This is a genomic window from Corynebacterium sp. c25Ua_89 (genome assembly GCF_047459735.1).
In the GTDB taxonomy this organism is placed as follows: domain Bacteria; phylum Actinomycetota; class Actinomycetes; order Mycobacteriales; family Mycobacteriaceae; genus Corynebacterium; species Corynebacterium simulans.
On sequence record NZ_JASBOD010000002.1, the window covers coordinates 157,694 to 174,873 of the forward strand.

Annotated in this window: 13 protein-coding genes; 7 read left to right on the top strand and 6 right to left on the bottom strand. The window is 60.5% G+C overall.

Annotation, left to right across the window (positions count from 1 at the left end):
• Positions 1-169 precede the first annotated feature (169 nt).
• The 3 genes from QKB66_RS03555 to QKB66_RS03565 all read left to right on the top strand — a co-directional run bounded on the left by QKB66_RS03555 (position 170) and on the right by QKB66_RS03565 (position 4,611).
• The gene (locus tag QKB66_RS03555; RefSeq protein WP_248091806.1) at positions 170-1,204 is read left to right on the top strand and encodes a PAC2 family protein; all 1,035 of its coding nucleotides are present in this window, start codon (positions 170-172) and stop codon (positions 1,202-1,204) included.
• Positions 1,205-1,248: 44 nt separating this feature from the next.
• Entirely contained in the window at positions 1,249-3,792 is a 2,544-nt protein-coding gene (locus tag QKB66_RS03560; protein ID WP_414252700.1) for a DEAD/DEAH box helicase, read from the top strand.
• Positions 3,793-3,897: 105 nt separating this feature from the next.
• A complete protein-coding gene (locus QKB66_RS03565; RefSeq protein WP_248091799.1) occupies positions 3,898-4,611 on the top strand; it encodes a VIT family protein in 714 nt (237 codons plus the stop codon).
• Positions 4,612-4,675: 64 nt separating this feature from the next.
• Here the strand turns inward: QKB66_RS03565 and QKB66_RS03570 are convergent, their stop codons facing one another.
• Positions 4,676-5,200 carry a carboxymuconolactone decarboxylase family protein gene (locus tag QKB66_RS03570; protein WP_414252701.1) on the bottom strand — a complete coding sequence of 175 codons (525 nt, stop codon included), beginning with the start codon at positions 5,198-5,200 and terminating at the stop codon, positions 4,676-4,678.
• A 122-nt stretch (positions 5,201-5,322) separates the two neighbouring features.
• Positions 5,323-5,916: a peroxiredoxin gene (locus tag QKB66_RS03575; RefSeq protein WP_061922987.1), complete on the bottom strand. Its 594-nt coding sequence runs from the start codon at positions 5,914-5,916 to the stop codon at positions 5,323-5,325.
• 154 nt (positions 5,917-6,070) lie between these two features.
• Between QKB66_RS03575 and QKB66_RS03580 the strand changes: the two genes are divergently transcribed.
• Complete coding sequence (locus QKB66_RS03580; protein WP_414252702.1) at positions 6,071-7,018, top strand: LysR substrate-binding domain-containing protein; 948 nt, start codon at positions 6,071-6,073, stop codon at positions 7,016-7,018.
• Positions 7,019-7,064: 46 nt separating this feature from the next.
• Here the strand turns inward: QKB66_RS03580 and QKB66_RS03585 are convergent, their stop codons facing one another.
• Positions 7,065-7,991: a hypothetical protein gene (locus QKB66_RS03585; protein WP_248091790.1), complete on the bottom strand. Its 927-nt coding sequence runs from the start codon at positions 7,989-7,991 to the stop codon at positions 7,065-7,067.
• Positions 7,992-8,094: 103 nt separating this feature from the next.
• Here QKB66_RS03585 and hrpA point away from each other — a divergent pair, with 103 nt between their 5' ends.
• Positions 8,095-11,991, top strand: a complete 3,897-nt coding sequence (hrpA, locus tag QKB66_RS03590; protein ID WP_414252703.1) for an ATP-dependent RNA helicase HrpA — start codon at positions 8,095-8,097, stop codon at positions 11,989-11,991.
• Between the two features lie 88 nt (positions 11,992-12,079).
• On the opposite strand, the gene nrdR is transcribed toward hrpA, so the two are convergent.
• Both nrdR and QKB66_RS03600 read right to left on the bottom strand, forming a co-directional pair.
• Positions 12,080-12,538, bottom strand: coding sequence for a transcriptional regulator NrdR (gene nrdR, locus QKB66_RS03595; RefSeq protein ID WP_248091785.1), 459 nt, complete (start codon positions 12,536-12,538; stop codon positions 12,080-12,082).
• 223 nt (positions 12,539-12,761) lie between these two features.
• Positions 12,762-13,157 carry a hypothetical protein gene (locus QKB66_RS03600; RefSeq protein ID WP_414252704.1) on the bottom strand — a complete coding sequence of 132 codons (396 nt, stop codon included), beginning with the start codon at positions 13,155-13,157 and terminating at the stop codon, positions 12,762-12,764.
• Positions 13,158-13,449: 292 nt separating this feature from the next.
• Between QKB66_RS03600 and lexA the strand changes: the two genes are divergently transcribed.
• Complete coding sequence (lexA, locus tag QKB66_RS03605; protein WP_414252705.1) at positions 13,450-14,169, top strand: transcriptional repressor LexA; 720 nt, start codon at positions 13,450-13,452, stop codon at positions 14,167-14,169.
• 310 nt (positions 14,170-14,479) lie between these two features.
• Positions 14,480-15,265, top strand: a complete 786-nt coding sequence (locus QKB66_RS03610; protein ID WP_414252706.1) for a DeoR/GlpR family DNA-binding transcription regulator — start codon at positions 14,480-14,482, stop codon at positions 15,263-15,265.
• Positions 15,266-15,316: 51 nt separating this feature from the next.
• Here QKB66_RS03610 and ptsP read toward each other — a convergent pair whose 3' ends face one another.
• Positions 15,317-17,002: a phosphoenolpyruvate--protein phosphotransferase gene (gene ptsP, locus QKB66_RS03615; RefSeq protein WP_414252707.1), complete on the bottom strand. Its 1,686-nt coding sequence runs from the start codon at positions 17,000-17,002 to the stop codon at positions 15,317-15,319.
• Positions 17,003-17,180: the final 178 nt, after the last annotated feature.

The window sequence follows — 17,180 nt, forward strand, 5'->3', positions numbered from 1 at the left end:
CAAACGGCCGAATCTGTGGATAACTCATCGCGACGCCACCTGCCATCCGGGGCTTTTAGGATCCTAAAGGGCGAAATTCAGGAATACTTGTTTAAGGCTCGGTGTTGAAAGCGGTAAGTGTCTTCCGAAGCTGTATTGTCGGGGCACAGGTTAAGGAGGTATCGCACGCATGCATGATGATCAAAGGCGCATCTACGAATTGGAATACCCCGCCCCAGTGGTGAAGGATTCTTCCAGTGAGGATAAAGGTCCCACGATGATCGTGGCTATGCACGGCTATGCCGATGCCGGCCAGGCAGTGGAGGCCTCTGCCGATCACTTGAAGGCCGCGCTGGAAAACCGCCAGCTCGCCTCCTTCAATAGCGACGAGCTCATGGACTACCGCTCGCGCCGCCCCATGGTCACCATTGACCATGACCGCACCGTAGAAATCGAAGACATCGAGCTCGGAATCAAGGTGCTGCGCGATAACTCCGGCAAGTCTTTCCTGCTGCTTTCCGGCCCTGAGCCGGACCTGCGCTGGGAGGCATTCACCGAGGCCGTCGTGGGCATTGCAGAGAAGTTCGATGTACACGACACCATCGTTCTCTACGCCGCCCCGATGCCAGTTCCGCATACGCGCCCCACGGTGATTACTGCGCACGGCAACTCCCCTGAGTTGGTAGGCCGCATGATGAAGATTGAGCAGACCATGATGGTTCCGGGCTCAGCCGCCCTCTTCCTGGAAAAGGCACTGGATAAAAAGGGCCGCAACGTCGCTGGCTTTACCGTTTCGGTCCCGCATTACCTGGCTTCCTCACCGTATCCGCAGGGTACTTTCTCCCTGCTGAACTCGGTGTCGAATGCCGCAGGCCTCAACCTGCCTCTGCGCAGCTTAGAAGAAGACATCACGCGCGTGAACCAGCAGCTCGAGGAACAGGTCATGGACTCCGAGGAGGTTTCCTCCGTGGTCCAGCAGCTCGAGCAGCAGTATGACCATTACCACGAGCGTTACCGCAAGGAGCACCCGAATGCTTTGCTGCCGGGTGAGGAATCCGTGCCCTCCGGCGAGGAAATCAGTGCGGAGTTCCAGGCTTTCCTAGCGAACCTGGACGGTGATTCCGAGCAGCGCCACGAGGTTCTGGACAGCGAGATCGATGACCGCGAAGATGCCGCCGATCGCGCTGCAGAAGATGACGAAGATAATCAGGAAGGCGAGAACTAGCCTCTTTCCACACGGCGGCGCCTTCATCCCCTAATGTAGGGAAGGTGAATCTTTCTCAGCTGCTGCCCGATCTCGCCGAAGTTCCTGATTCCCTCGTTGACGAGGCGATTTGGGATACCTTTACTAGCTGGACCACGCAGCGCGGCATTTCGCTGTACCCAGCCCAAGAGGAGGCCTCGCTGGGCATCCTCGCTGGCGATAACGTCATCCTTGCCACGCCCACGGGCTCCGGCAAGTCCATGGTGGCAAATGCCGCGCACTTCATCGCCTTGGCGCGTGGCCAGCGCAGTTTCTATACCGCGCCGATTAAGGCTTTGGTCTCCGAGAAGTTCTTCGCCCTGTGCGAGATCTTCGGCGCCGAGAACGTAGGCATGATGACGGGCGACGCCACGGTCAACGGCAATGCGCCCATCATCGCCGCCACGGCAGAAATTGTGGCGAACATTGCGCTTCGCGACGGCGCTGATGCTGCCATCGATCAGGTAGTCATGGACGAGTTCCACTACTACTCCGAGCCGGACCGCGGCTGGGCCTGGCAGGTGCCACTGCTGGAGCTGCCAAAGACGCAATTCCTGCTGATGTCCGCCACCCTGGGCGATACCGGCTGGCTGGAAAAGGACTTAACCGAGCGCACCGGCCGCGAAACCACGCTGGTGGCCGGCACCACCCGCCCGGTGCCGCTGGATTTCTCCTACGTGTTTACCCCGGTTCACGAGACCATCGAGGAAATCCTCTCCTCCGGTAAGGCGCCGGTCTATGTGGTGCACTTCTCCCAACGTGAGGCCGCCGAGCGCGCCCAAGCGCTGACTTCCCTATCTGGCATCATCACGCCGGAGGAAAAGGAAGCTATTGCCAAGGAGCTGGCGCACTTCCGTTTTTCCACCGCCTTCGGCCGCGACTTGTCCAAGCTTTTGCGTCGCGGCATCGGCGTCCACCACGCGGGTATGTTGCCGAAGTACCGCCGCCTCGTCGAGAGGCTTGCGCAGCAGGGGCTGCTTAAGATCATCTGTGGAACCGACACCCTGGGTGTGGGCATCAATGTGCCGATTCGCACGGTGCTGATGACCGGCCTGGCCAAGTTCGATGGTCAACGCCAACGCATTTTAAAATCCCGCGAGTTCCACCAGATTGCCGGCCGCGCGGGCCGCGCGGGCTATGACACCGAGGGCACCGTCATCGTTGAGGCCCCGGAGCACGAGATCGAAAACGCCAAGGCGCGGCGTCGCCTCAGCAACGACCCGGCGCGGCTGAAGAAGCTTAAGAAGAAGTCCCCGCGCGATGGCGAGGTCTCGTGGTCCGAGAAGACCTTCGCCCGCCTGACCGAGGCCGAGCCGGAGCAGCTGACTTCGCAGTTCCGGGTCTCGAACTCGATGCTGCTCAACGTGCTCTCCCGCCACGGCAACGGGTACGAGCACATGAAGCACCTGCTGCGTACCAACCATGACACCCGCAGCAAGCAGAACCAGGACATCCTGACCGCCATCGAGCTCTTCCGCGGCCTGCTGAACTCCGGCGTGGTGCAAAAGTCCACCAAGGGCCTGGACATCTACGGCCGGCCCTATCACTTGGTCCGCGAACTACCTCGAGACTTCGCGCTGAACCAGCCGCTTGGACCTTTTGCTCTCGCTGCACTCACGCTGCTGGACCCAGAGTCTGAGACCTACACCTTAGACGTCATTTCCGTTTTTGAGGCGATCCTCGATGACCCGCGCCAGGTGCTCGTGGCCCAGCAGAAGCAGCGCCGCGGCGAGGAAATTGCCGCGCTGAAGGCCGACGGCGTCGATTACACCGAGCGCATGGCCATCGTTGAGGACATCACCTGGCCAAAGCCGCTGGAGGAGCTGCTCGAGCAGGCCTATGACACCTTCGCGGAGACCAACGCGTGGGTCAAGGAGTTTGAGCTGCGCCCGAAGTCCGTGGTCCGCGACATGTTGGAAAACGCCATGACCTTCTCGGACCTGGTGGCCACCTACGGCTTGGCGCGCTCCGAGGGCGTTATCCTGCGCTACCTCACGGACGCCTGGCGCACGCTCAAGCAGTCCATCCCGGAGGAATACATGAGCGAGGAGCTTGCCGACGTCATCGTTTGGCTCGGCGAGCTCATCCGCCAGGTGGATTCCTCCCTCGTGGACGAGTGGGCTCAGATGGCCGGCGAGGATTCGCCGATTTCCCAGGAAGACCTGGAGCGCGAGCTGGCCTTCGGCGTTGAGGACCCTTCTGCCCTAACGTCCAACCGCCGCGCGTTTAGCATCATGGTGCGCAACTACTTCTTCCGTTTGGTGCAGCTTTTCGCGCTCGAAAAAGAGGATCGGCTGGCCGAGCTTTTGGACTACCTGGACGAAGTCCCCGACTTCGGTGCAGTCCTCGACGACTACTTCGACGAATACGACGACATCGATTCCGGCCCCGCTGCCCGTGGCCCGGAGTTCTTCCGTGTTTCCGGCCAGGACACCCGCTTGTGGGAGGTACGCCAGGTAATCAAAGACCCAGAGGGCGATCACGGCTATCAGTTCGTTGGACGCGTGGATCTCGACGCCTCCGACGCAGCCGGCGAGGTGCGCCTAGCGGAGCTGCGTATCGAGCACTAGCTTAGGAAAGGGTCTGCTGCGCGCCGCCAGCGCAGCCTAACCATGCTAGACAAGCCCTTTGACCTGCGACGACAATAAGAGTCGAAAGGACAAAAGGTGAAGGCCATGGTTGATATACTCCACCCCACCGAGCCACACGCGGCAAGCCATAACTCGCGGCTCAATTCACTACGCGCAGCCGTGCTGGGCGCAAACGACGGCATCGTATCGGTCGCTGCGCTCTTGCTCGGCGTCGTTGGTTCTGGGGCCAGCGATCAAACAATCTTGACCGCTGGTCTTGCGGCCACGGTCTCCGGCGCAGTTTCCATGGCCTTGGGCGAATACGTCTCGGTGTCTGCGCAGCGCGACTCCGAGCGCGCGCTCATTGCCAAAGAACGCTGGGAGCTCGCCGAGTTCCCTGAGCAGGAGCACGCCGAACTCACGGAGATGCTCGCGAGCTACGGCATGAGTGTGGAAACCGCGAGCCGCGCGGCCTACGAAATCGCCGATAATGACCCGCTCGATGCTCACCTGCGGCTGGAACTCGGCATCGACGGCGATGACCTCACCAACCCCTGGCATGCCGCCTTTTGGTCAGCGGTCTCCTTCCTCGCCGGTGCATTGCTTCCGATGCTTGCCATCCTCATCGCGCCTTCTGCCGCAGGCGGCTGGGCCGTCACCCTGGTTACGCTCCTAGCGCTTGCGCTTACCGGCTATATTTCTGCCCGCCTTGCCCGCACCGACTCCACCCGCGCAGTCATCCGCCTGCTAATCGGCGGCGGAGCGGGCCTGGCCGTAACCTATGGAATCGGTACCTTGTTTGGGGTGGCCGTCGGCTAGCGCCGCGTTAAAACGCCCAAAAGGCTCGCACGATATTTCACCGTGCGAGCCTTTAAAAGTTCTTTTAGCGAGCAGCCTCAACCTGAATGGTCTGAGCGATAGCCTGGATAACGCCAGCGATCTTGACGCCCTCCCAGATCTGCTCCTTGGTCATGCCCTCTTCCTGCAGGGTCTTGGAGTGAGCAACGAGGCAGTGCTCGCAGCCGTTGATTGCGGAAACAACGGTGCTCCACAGCTCGAAGTTAGCCTTCTCCACACCCGGCTTAGCAATGATGTTCATGCGCAGGCCGAACTTAACCTGAGCGTAGTCGTCGCCCAACCAGCCCTTGGCGCGGTATGCAACGTTGTTCATTGCCATGACGGTGGCAGCGCCCAGAGCGGCCTCGATAGCCTCAGCGGAAAGGTGATCCTTTGCCTCTTCCATGATCTCGGAAAGAACGGTGTCGTTGCGGGTTGCGGCAGCAGCAGCCAGCATGGAGCCCCACAGCTGCTCCTCGTTCAGCTCGGTGGAACGAGCCAAGGTGCCCAGGTTCAGCTTCTGGTCCTTTGCGTACTCCGGAAGGGAAGACTTCAGGTTATCGATAGACATATCTTGTGCTCCTTAGCGTTTTTAATAAGTGTTTTTCAGAAGAAGTTCAAAGGAAAGCCCCTTCGGTTGCCCGAGGGGGCTTAGGCGTCACGCGTGACTGAGCACGCGCGGTTTAGTCACCCTTAGAGAGCAGACTGAACGACGTCCATCTTGTTGATGTTCTTGGTTGGGTCATTAGCTTCCCAGTTGCAAGCGCAGACCTCTTCGGACTGCAGTGCGTCCAGAACGCGCAGAACTTCGTCAACGTTACGGCCGACAGCGTCCGGGGTAACGGAAACGAACTGGATAACGCCGTCTGGGTCGATGATGAAGGTTGCGCGGTCAGCAACACCGTCAGCGTTCTCAACGCCGAGGGCGCGGATGAGGTCGTGGCGGATGTCAGAGAACATCGGGAAAGGAACTTCCTTCAGTTCTGGGTGGGTTGCGCGCCAGTTAAAGTGAGCGAACTCGTTATCGGTGGAGCCGCCGAGGATCTGGGTGTCGCGGTCCTGGAACTCCTCATCCAGCTTGCCGAAAGCAGCGATCTCGGTCGGGCAAACGAAGGTGAAGTCCTTCGGGTAGAAGAAGACGACCTTCCACTTGCCCTCGTACTTGTCCAGGGAAACCTGCTCGAAGTAATCCTCAGGCTGGTTAGCGTTAACGTCGTGCAGGTCGCCGCCCTTCAGTGCGGTGAGCTCGAACTCTGGGAACTTCTCGCCAACGGTCAAGATAGGCATATGAAAGACATCTCCTTTTAGATGTTGAATCAAATTTCTGGGCTGCGCATCTTCCAGCGCTTGTGGGGCCTTAAGCCCCGCCGCAGCCAAGTATGCCAACATCCGTTGCGCATGTCAATAGGAAATCCTATCGATGGATGTTAAAGTTATAGACATGCACAATAAAGAGTACCGTCCCACACTCGCTCAGCTGCGAACATTCGTCACCATCGCGGAGAACAAACACTTCGGCACCGCCGCCGCGAAGCTGGAAATCTCCCAGCCTTCCCTCTCCCAAGCCCTCGTGGCCCTCGAACAGGGCCTTGGAATTCAGCTCATCGAGCGCTCCACGCGCAAGGTGATAGTCACCGCCAATGGCGAGGAGCTCCTGCCTTACGCTAAAGCAACGCTCGAGGCCGCCGATGCGTTCCATGCCCATGCCCGTGGAGCCCACGGTACCCTCACTGGGCCGCTGACCATCGGCGTTATCCCCACCATCGCGCCATATATCCTGCCTACCCTGCTGCGGTCTATCACCGAGACCTACCCAGAACTCGAGCCGCGCTTCGTGGAGGAGCAGACGGAGCACCTTTTGGGCAAGCTTCGCGACGGCCAGTTAGACCTCGCCATCATCGCCCTGCCCTCCGAGGCCGCCGGCATGGTGGACGTACCGCTGTACACGGAGGACTTCGTCGTGGTCACCGACAACAACGATGCCCTGGCAGGCCGCGAGGACCTCACCCCTGCAGAGCTAGATAGCCTGAAGCTTTTGCTTCTCGACGACGGCCATTGCCTCCGCGATCAAGTCCTCGATCTGTGCCGCCGCGCGCATATCAACCCGTCTGAGGCCACTAACTCGGTTACTCGTGCATCCTCTTTGACCACCATCTTGCAGCTAGTCATGGGCGGGCTGGGCGCCACTCTGGTTCCGGAATCGGCCATTGCCACCGAGTGCACGAACCCGCACCTGCAGGTCTCGCGCTTCGACCCAAGTGTTACCGCTGAGCGCGAGGTGGGGTTGGTCTTCCGCAGCTCCGCCGCCCGCGCCGAAGAGTTCCGCAAGTTCGGCGCGCTGGTTACTGCGGCCTTCGAAGAAGCCCTGCAGCGCTCGCGCAACGTATAAAAAATCCTCGGCTCCTTGATTGGAACCGAGGAATTTTCTTTTATCTTTAGGCCGGTGTGTAGCGACCAGCGCACTGGCGGAACAAGTGCGCCTCAGCCAGCAAGGAAACTGGAGCGAAGATGAAAAAGCCCAGACCAAGCGTGAGGATACAAGCGATACCCAGGCCGAACATCATCAGCGCGTAGAGCAGCAGCTGCAGGTAGTTGGCCTTGCCCGCCGTGAAGCCCTTCTTGATGGAATCGCCGATGGAGTCACCGTCGGCTGCGAACCATGGCATCAGCTTGTACAGCGGAGTAACCAGCCAGCTGATGATAACCAGCACTGCCAGGATGCCGAAGACGGTGCCAGCAGCCGCCAGAGCTGCCTCCTCGTCCTGAACGTCCGCGCTGGTGAGCGTGGCAAAGGCGGTGCCACCAAAGACCATCACACCAAGCCCCATTACCAGGAAGGAAACGACCGCGATGATCAGCAGCATCAGGAAGGTATTGCCCCATCGCACGTCCTTGCCGATGTAGGACCAGCCTGTCTTCAGGTCATCAATCTGGAACAGCGCCAGACGCATGACGAACAAGGAGACCAGCAGGGAAACCACCTGCGTGATCACGTTGGAGAATATATTGCCCGTGAACGCGGCGTTGCCGTCGCCGTTGGAGGCCGAGATGAATCCCACGACGGCACCGAAGATGCCGAAGCCAGCCAACATCAAAAGCGAACCCAAAATCCACAGCTGCCAATTGCTAAAGACCGTGCGGAATGCCCAGCCGATAGCCTTCGTGGCAGAAACCGGGCCGTTGTAAACAGGACCGTTGTAACCCACGCCGCCCTGTGGCTGCTCGTCGTAGCCAGCGTTCCCGCCCGCGTTGTAGCTACCGTAGGAAGGCAAGCCGTAGTCAGGACGGTCCTCCGGGTGGTTGGTTGGCTCGTAACGCGGGAAATCCTTGCCGTCGCCTGCAGATCCAAAAGGTGAAGACATTCTCTATCCCCTCTATTTATATTCATTTTCTTTTGTCTTGATCGCACCCACCCTATCAACATTTCCCGCCGCTTACGACGGCTAGTAGAATTCACAACCAGCTATGACGACTTCTTCAACGCCCACCCGCGACGAGCTTTACGCCGCTCTCGACGAGGTTTCTACCAAAGATGCCCGCGCCTTCCGACGCCGCCTTCGCAAGGCCCGCTCGCCCCAAGCCCTCACCGCAATCGGGGGCGATATCCAACAAGCCCGCGAGCGCGTCGTGCTAATCGACGCCGCCGTTCCCCCCATTTCCTACCCCGAGACCCTTCCGGTTTCCGGCCGCAAGGACGACATCGCAGAAGCCATCCGCGATAACCAGGTGGTCATCATCGCCGGCGAGACCGGCTCCGGTAAGACCACGCAAATCCCTAAGATCTGTCTCGAGCTAGGCCGTGGCCGCAAGGGGCTGATCGGCCATACCCAGCCGCGTCGTCTAGCGGCGCGCACCGTCGCCGAGCGTATCGCGCAAGAATTGGATCAGAAGATCGGCAAGTCTGTGGGCTACGCCATCCGCTTCGATGATCGCGTATCTGCTACCACTGCCGTGAAGCTAATGACGGACGGCATCCTACTCGCGGAGATGCAGCGCGACCGCTTCCTGAATGCTTATGACACCATCATCATCGATGAGGCTCACGAACGTTCCCTTAACATTGATTTCCTGCTGGGCTACTTAAAGCGCCTGCTGCCTAAGCGCCCGGATCTCAAGGTGATTATCACCTCCGCGACCATCGACCCAGAGCGCTTTGCCCAGCACTTCGCAGACGGTGAGGGAAAGCCCGCGCCCATCATCGAGGTCTCTGGGCGCACCTACCCGGTGGAGATTCGCTACCGGCCGCTCGAGTTCGAGGCCGGGGGCAAGGTCGTCGATCAAGATCCGCTCGACGGCCTGTGCGAGGCCATCGAGGAGCTCATGGCAGAGGGCGAAGGCGACATCCTCTGCTTCTTCCCCGGCGAGCGCGATATCCGCGACGCGCAAGAGGCCATCGAGGCGCGCAAGTGGCGCGGCGTTGAGGTCACCCCACTGTTTGGCCGCCTGTCCAACGACGAGCAGCACCGCGTCTTTTCCGAGCACCGCGGCCGGCGCATCGTGCTGTCCACTAACATCGCAGAGACCTCGCTGACGGTCCCGGGTATTCGATACGTGGTAGACACCGGCACCGCGCGTATCTCGCGCTATTCCACCCGCACCAAGGTCCAGCGCCTGCCCATCGAGCCGATTTCGCAGGCCAGTGCCAACCAGCGTTCCGGTCGCTGCGGCCGTGTTGCCGACGGCATCGCCATCCGCCTGTACTCCGAGCAGGACTTCGCCTCCCGCCCGGAATTTACCGACCCCGAAATCCTGCGCACCAACTTGGCCAGCGTCATCCTGCAGATGATTTCGCTGCGCCTCGGCGATATCTCGGAGTTCCCCTTCGTGCAGCCGCCGGAGAACAAGGCCATTCGCGATGGCCTGCTGCTCCTCCGCGAGCTCGGCGCCCTGCACTCGCAAGAGGAAAAAGACGGTCTTCCGGTTCTCACCGACATCGGCCGCGACCTTTCCCGCATCCCCGTCGACCCCCGCATGGCGCGCATGCTCGTCGAGGCCCACCGCTCCGGCTGCTTGGAAGACGTCATGGTCATCGTCGCGGCCATGACCATCCAAGATGTTCGCGAGCGCCCCCTCGAATACCAGGCGCAAGCCGACCAAGCCCACGCGCGCTTTAAGGACGCCTCCTCCGACTTTCTCGCCATGCTCAACCTGTGGGATTTCCTCACGGACGCCCGCACCGAGATGAGCGGCAACGCCTTCCGCAAGCGCATGAAGAAGGAATTCCTGCACTACATGCGCATCCGCGAGTGGTTTGACTTGGTGCGCCAGCTTAGGGACGTCGCCAAGCAGCTCGGATGGAACCAGCAAGAAGCCACCGAACGCCGCCCCGATGACATCCATATGTCGCTTTTAGCGGGCCTTTTGTCCAACATCGGCGCGCGCGATGGCAACTCCAAGGAATTCCACGGTGCCCGCAATACTCGCTTCCTGGTCTTCCCCGGTTCCGCGCTGGCGAAGAAGCCGCCGGAATTTCTAATGGCCGCCGAACTCGTCGAAACCTCGCGCCTGTGGGCACGCGACGTTGCCGCCATCGACCCCGCGTGGGTCGAAAAGCTCGGAGCGGACCTGCTACGTCACAACTATTCCGATCCCGTGTGGTCACGCAAGCGCGCCGCCGCCGTCGCCACACAGCGCTCGACGCTCTACGGCGTGCCCATCGTGGTAGACCGCACGGTGCCCTATCACCGCGTCGACCCGACCGCCGCCCGCGATATGTTCATCCGCTCTGCGCTGATCGAAGGCGAGTGGAATACCCACCACCACTTCTTCCACGACAACGTGAAAAAGCTGGAAGAGGCCGCCGAGTTTGAGGACAAGGCGCGACGCCGGGGTCTGGTGGTTTCGGAGGACACGCTCTTCGATTTCTACGACACACGTATCCCCGCCAAGGTCACCACGGGCCGGCACTTCGACTCGTGGTGGAAGAAGCAGCGTCACAAGACCCCAGACCTGCTGGACTTCGACCCGGAAAAGCTTATCGAGGAAGACCACGACGTCACCGAGGAAGCCTTCCCAGACAGGTGGCTGAAGGGTTCGATTGACTATGACTTGAGCTATAAGTTCGAGCCCGGCGATCCCCTCGATGGCGTCACCTTGATGGTGCCCGTGCCGTTGCTTGCAGGGCTGGATACGGACGGCTTCGACTGGCTGGTGCCGGGCCTGCGCCTGGAGTTGGTCACGGAGCTAATCCGTTCCCTGCCGAAGGCGTTGCGCCGCACCGTGGTTCCCGCGCCGGAGTTCGCTGAGCGTGCCCTGCCGCGTCTGCTTCCTTATGAGGGCCCCCTGACGCAGCAGCTTGCCGACGTCCTCCGCGAGCTCGGTGGCCAAGGGATCAACGCTTCCGACTTCCGGCCTTCCAGCCTGCCGCCGCACCTGCAGATGAACTACGCTGCGGTGGATAAGCGCGGGAAGATTATCGATTCTGACCGGGACCTCGCAGCGCTCGTGCAGCGCCAGGCGGGGCACATCAAGTCCTCAGTCTCGCGGGTCGGACGCAAGTCTGAGTCGAAGGCCGTCAAAGAGTGGACGCTGGAGACGCTCGGCACTATTGACGAGGAAGTCCAAACGGTGGTTGACGGCCATGAGGTCACCGCGTACCCCGCGCTCGTGGCAACCGCGGACGGCGTTTCCCTGAAGGTTCACCCCACCAAGGCCGCTGCCGACGCCGCCATGATGACCACTACTCTGACGCTGCTCCTGCGGGAGATTAACGTCAATCACCAACAGATGGTCAAGGGTCTGCCCTTGCAGCAGCGCGTGGCTGTCGACGCCTACCCGCACGGCGGCGCTGAAGGCCTCGTCGGCGATGCGCGGGTGGCTGCCATTCGCGATCTCATGGTCGAAGCCGGCGGTGCGCCTCGGTCGCCGGAGGGCTTCGCCAAGCTTCGCGACGTCGTCAAGCCCCAGGTGCCTGGCCGCGTCCGGCAATCCGTGGTAGCAATCGCGCCAGGGCTTGCCGAGTATGCAAACCTGCGTGCCGAGCTCGATCAATGGGAAGGCCCTGCCATTGACGATATGCGGGAGCAGCTGAAGTTCCTGCTTCCCGAAAACGCCATCACCTTGCATGGCATGGCGCACCTGCGCCATCTGCCGCGCTACGTACAGGCTATGCGGATTCGTCTAGATGAGATGGGAATAGACCCGGACAAAGACGCGGACCGGCAAGCCGAAGTCGACGAGGCCAAAGCCTACCTCAACAATCGCCTGCGCAACCTGCCCGCCGGACGCGCCAAAACCCGCGAGGTCAAGGACATCTACTGGATGGTCGAGGAACTACGCGTCTCACTGTTTGCTCAGCGCCTCGGCACCGCGCACCCGGTATCCTTGCGCCGCATCCAAAAGGCGGTGGACAAGCTCCGCTAATCACCACGCCGTCTAGCTCCAGATGCGGACATACGCCGTTCGCCGCCATCCACAAACGAGCACCAGCCCTCGGCTGGCACTGCGGCTCTTAAAAGCTATCGCGGTCGCGGCGGCGCATCAGGCGAATTTCGGATTCGAAATCGTCGGCGCTTTCGAAGGACTTGTAAACGGACGCGAAGCGCAGGTAGGCCACCTCATCAAGGTCACGCAGCGGCTCGAGAATTGCAAGGCCAATGTCGTTGGCGTTGACCTGGGAGGAACCGTGGCTGCGCACGGTCTCCTCTACTTCTTGGGCGAGCTTTTTCAAAGCGTCGTCGCTGACGTCGCGTCCCTGGCAAGCGCGACGGACGCCGCGGATTAGCTTGTCGCGGCTAAACGGCTCCGCCAGACCGTTGCGCTTAACCACCAAAAGAACCGCCTTTTCCATCGTGGTGAAACGGCCTTTGCAGGAGGCGCACTCGCGCCGACGGCGGATGGTGGTGCCGGCGTCGACTACACGAGAGTCGATGACTCGCGACTGTTCATAATGACAAAACGGGCAGTACACCGCACGGTTCCTTTCACTTTCACGTCATCCACCTCCCACACGTGGAAGGCAGGCGTTAAGACCGCATTTAGTGTACTGCCCAAACAACTGGGGATGCCATTTTCCGGCCTGCATCCAAGCCGAGTGATTACTTTCCCACACCAGCAGCGCCGCACGCCCACAGCGCCGCACGCCAAAAGCGCGACGGCAGCTAACGCGGGACGGGGCTAGCGTGCAGCGGCGGCTAGTGCGTAACGCCTGCCTGGACCACTTGGGCGTTCTCGGTGTGGACAGCACCAGTATCAGCAGTCAATCCTCCGAATACAGTTCCGACGAACACGGCTGCACCAAAGACAGCGCCCAACAGATAATTCGCACGATTCGATTGCGCACGCGAATATTCTTGCTCGCCATGACCAGCGGATTCAGAATTCGCGCAGCGGCGGATAGGGGCTCCGTATGTTCGATTATCCACGCTAAGGGTTCGAACATCGTGGGGCGTTGCGGCTACCCCAGCGCGACGGGCATCGTAGACATCCGCATCCCAAACAGAGGCAGCCGGCACGACGCGAGCGCGGTACGCGCGGCGAGCATTAGTGGAAGTAACATAGGTGGATGCGGTGTTGAGTGCGATAGCCATTGTGAGATTCTCCAGTGTTTGTGCGTTGCGATTAACTGATGGTTGCAGAGTACTTTTCTGCTGCGACATGTTCGAAAAGGTTCATCGATAATCCGTTCGAATTAGTTGCTATGTTCGATTTATAACAACTTTTCGAAAGTTTGTCCACACCTCCGGCAAATTTCTCGAACATTTGTCCCCCACGTGGTAGAAAAGAAGGGAAGCTTTTCGAAAATTCGAACAACCCAAGTTCGAACAACCCAAGCCGCGACGGAAGCCGCGCGGCAACTTCCACCCCCGCCGAGGAGAAACTGTGCCACGCAAGCCAGCTAAAAATTCCGCTAAGCCCGACATCAACTCCCTTTCGCCGCGCCAACGCCGCATCCTCGACGTCATTCACGACGCAGTCATGCTCCGTGGCTACCCACCAAGCATCCGCGAAATCGGCGACGCTGCCGGCCTCCAGTCCACCTCTTCCGTGGCCTATCAGCTCAAGCAACTAGAAGAAAAAGGCTTCCTGCGCCGCGACCCAAACAAGCCCCGCGCCGTCGACGTACGCCACCTCAATGAGGAAGAACCCAAGAAGCCAGGGCGCAAGGCTGCGCGCAAGGAAGAACCGCAGCAGCCTGTCGACGCCACCCCAGAGGACGCTTCCGCAGTTTCCTATATTCCGGTGGTCGGCCGCATTGCCGCAGGTTCGCCGATCACCGCCGAAGAAAACATCGACACCTACTTCCCCATGCCTGATGACGTAGTTGGCAGCGGCGAACTATACATGCTCCAAGTTGTGGGAGACTCCATGCAGGACGCAGGCATCCTCAACGGTGACTGGGTCATCGTTCGTTCGCAGTCGGTGGCCGAGGAAGGCGAGTTTGTCGCCGCGCTTCTCGACGGCGAGGAAGCCACCGTCAAGGAATTCCACCGGGATTCCTCGGGCGTGTGGCTCCTGCCCCACAACGATGCTTACTCCCCAATCAAGGGTGACGATGCAGAAATCATGGGCAAGGTAGTTTCTGTGTTCCGCAAGCTCTAACCACCCACTTCTGCTGCTTCAACGCCGGCCAACGGGTGCCCGAAAATACCCCCTTTTATGCGTAATTTTCCGGTTGCCCATTGACCGGCGTTTAATGTCACATTTTGCAAATCTGCAGCTAAAGAAAATTTCGGCGATCGCACGCAAGATTGGCGATATGTGAAACTCTTTGTTTCGTTCCGATTCGTAGGGATTTCTGGAAAACTAGAGGCAAGCCAGTATCATTCCGGCAACAGCTTCCGCTTTACCCCCAAGAATCGGAAGTTGTCTAGCCCCCACCCCGTTCCTGGGCAGACCTTTGGAGGACCCTATGTACGCAGAGGAGCGTCGCCGTCAGATCGCCTCCCTCACCGCAGTTGAGGGACGCGTCAACGTCACCGAGCTTTCCGAGCGCTTCGACGTCACCGCTGAAACCATTCGTCGCGATCTCGCGGTTCTAGACCGCGAAGGCGTTGTGCACCGCGTGCATGGCGGCGCTGTGGCCTCTCAGTCCTTCCAAACCGCAGAGCTGACCCTCGACACCCGGCAGCGTTCCGCTACCGGCGCCAAGATTGCCATCGCACGCGCCGCCATGCAGTTCCTCCCAGACGCCGGCGGCAGCGTCTTCCTCGACGCGGGTACCACCACCAATGCCCTGGCAGACCTCATCGGCCAACAATTCGCCGCAGGGCAATTTTCGATAGTTTCCAATAGCTTGCCCATCTCGCTCTCCTTGGCAAGCAACGGCGTTCCCGACGTTCAGCTGCTCGGCGGCACCGTCCGCGCCATCACCCAGGCAGTCGTGGGCGATACTGCACTACGCACCATGGCGCTCATGCGTGCCGACGTCGCTTTCATCGGCACCAATGCACTCACCCTCGACCACGGCCTGTCTACCGCAGATTCCCAAGAGGCAGCTATCAAGGCCGCCTTTGTCACCAACGCCCACAAGGTCGTGGTCCTCTGCGATTCCTCAAAACTCGGTAACGATTACTTGGTCAGCTTCGCCTCCATCGCGGATATCGACGTCGTCATCACCGATTCCGCCGCACCAGAAAGCTTCATCGAGGCGCTTCGCGAGCGCGAAATCGAAGTAGTCATCGCCGCCGATAAGTAGCATCGGCACATACAACAATAGCCCCGCCAAAAGCGGGGCTATTGTTATGTTTTAGAACTCGTCCAACAAAGCGAGCGCTGCCGCTCGGGCTTCGGATGGACCCTCGGCGTTGATGGCGGCGTCGGCAAGCGTTTGACACTGCTCGAACGTCAGCTCCGCAAGCTGGGCGCCCACGCCGGCGACGGCCGTGGAAGCCGCCGACAGGGAGTTCACGCCCAAGCCAGTCAGCACGCAGGCGAGCAGCGGATCCGCTGCCGCCTCGCCGCATACGCCAACCGGAACATCGTTATCCTGGCCCACCACGCAGGTGTGCTGGATAAGGCGCAGCACCGCCGGCTGCCATGGGTCAGTAAGATATGCCAGCTGCGGGGAAAGACGATCCGCCGCCATGGTGTACTGCGTCAAGTCATTGGTACCAATGGAGACGAAGTCTAGATGCGGCATGATGGTATCGGCCATCAAAGCCGCCGCGGGAACCTCAATCATGGCGCCCGCAGTAAGGCCACGCTCGCGGCAAAGACCCGCGAACCACTTCGCCTCAACGGCGGTAGCGACCATCGGCGCCATAACCCACGTCGGGGCATCGTCGCCACGGTCTGCGGAAGCCTTCGCAATGGCATCCAGCTGGCGAGTCAACAGCGCCTCGTTATCGCGCGCGATACGCAGACCACGCACGCCAAGCGCAGGGTTTTCCTCGGAAGACAGGGTGGCATAAGAAATCGGTTTATCTGAACCCGCATCCAAGGTGCGAACAACCACCTTGGAAGACGGGAAGGCGTTAAAGACCTTCCCATAGATGCGCGCCTGCTCATCCACCGTCGGCTCCTCGCTCGCAGAGAGGAAGGAAAGCTCAGTGCGGTAAAGACCAATGCCCTCCGCCTGGGAATCCGACGCGATACGCGCCGCGTTTCCGTCCGCGACGTTGGCCAAAAGCTGCACGCGATGGCCATCCTTAGTTTGCGCCGGGCCACGCCACTGCGCCACTCGCGCAGCCTTCTCGCGGTACTCCTCCACCGCCCGCAAAGACTCCTCGCGGTCGGCACCCAAGTTCACCGCGCCAATAGAGCCGTCCACGAACACAAGCGTGCCGGCCTCAATGTCACGCAGCTCCGCGCCCACGGCCACGATGCATGGAATGTCCAGCTGGCGGGCGATAATCGCTGTATGGCTCGTCGGGCCACCGAGCTCGGTGACCAAAGCCTTGATGTGTGCGGTGTCGAGGGTTGCGGTATCGGCGGGCGCGAGGTCATCAGCAAGCAGCACTGCTTCCCCGGTGACCATTGGCAAACCTGGCTCCTGCTCGCCACGCAGCTGCGCAATAACGCGGTCGCGCACATCCTTCAGGTCCGTCGTACGCTCGGCCATCACGCCACCTGCTGCTTCAAACATGGTGACAAACTTCTCAGTCGCGCTCGCGGTTGCGTACTCCGCCGGCCGGCCTGCACGGATGGACTTGCGCACCGCCTTGTGCCAACCGCGGTCCTTGACCATGCCGGCGGTAGCGCCCAGCACCTCAGCCGCCTGGCCTTCTGCGCCGGCCGCACGCTGCTCGAGGCGGCTTGCCACGATATCGACGGCCTCTAGGAATCGGTCATACTCGCCGTCGCGCTTTTCTTCGTCGATTAGCTCCCCAGCAGTGGGCAGTTCTGGACGAGGACGCACCCACACGGCCTCGGCGTATGCGACACCGGCAACGACGCCAGTACCTTTGATGGTTGATTGAGATTCGTTTTCCATCACACATTCCTTCGGGAGGGGATTTGCTCTCCCCCTAGATCATCACAGATCGGGCGAAAAAGCAACGAATACCACACTCTTTTGATTGACTTTCGGGCATAACCAGACAACAATCAACAGGGAGCAGAAATCTGCGCTCGACCACCGTCCAGCTAGCTTTCTCCCAATATACGCAAAC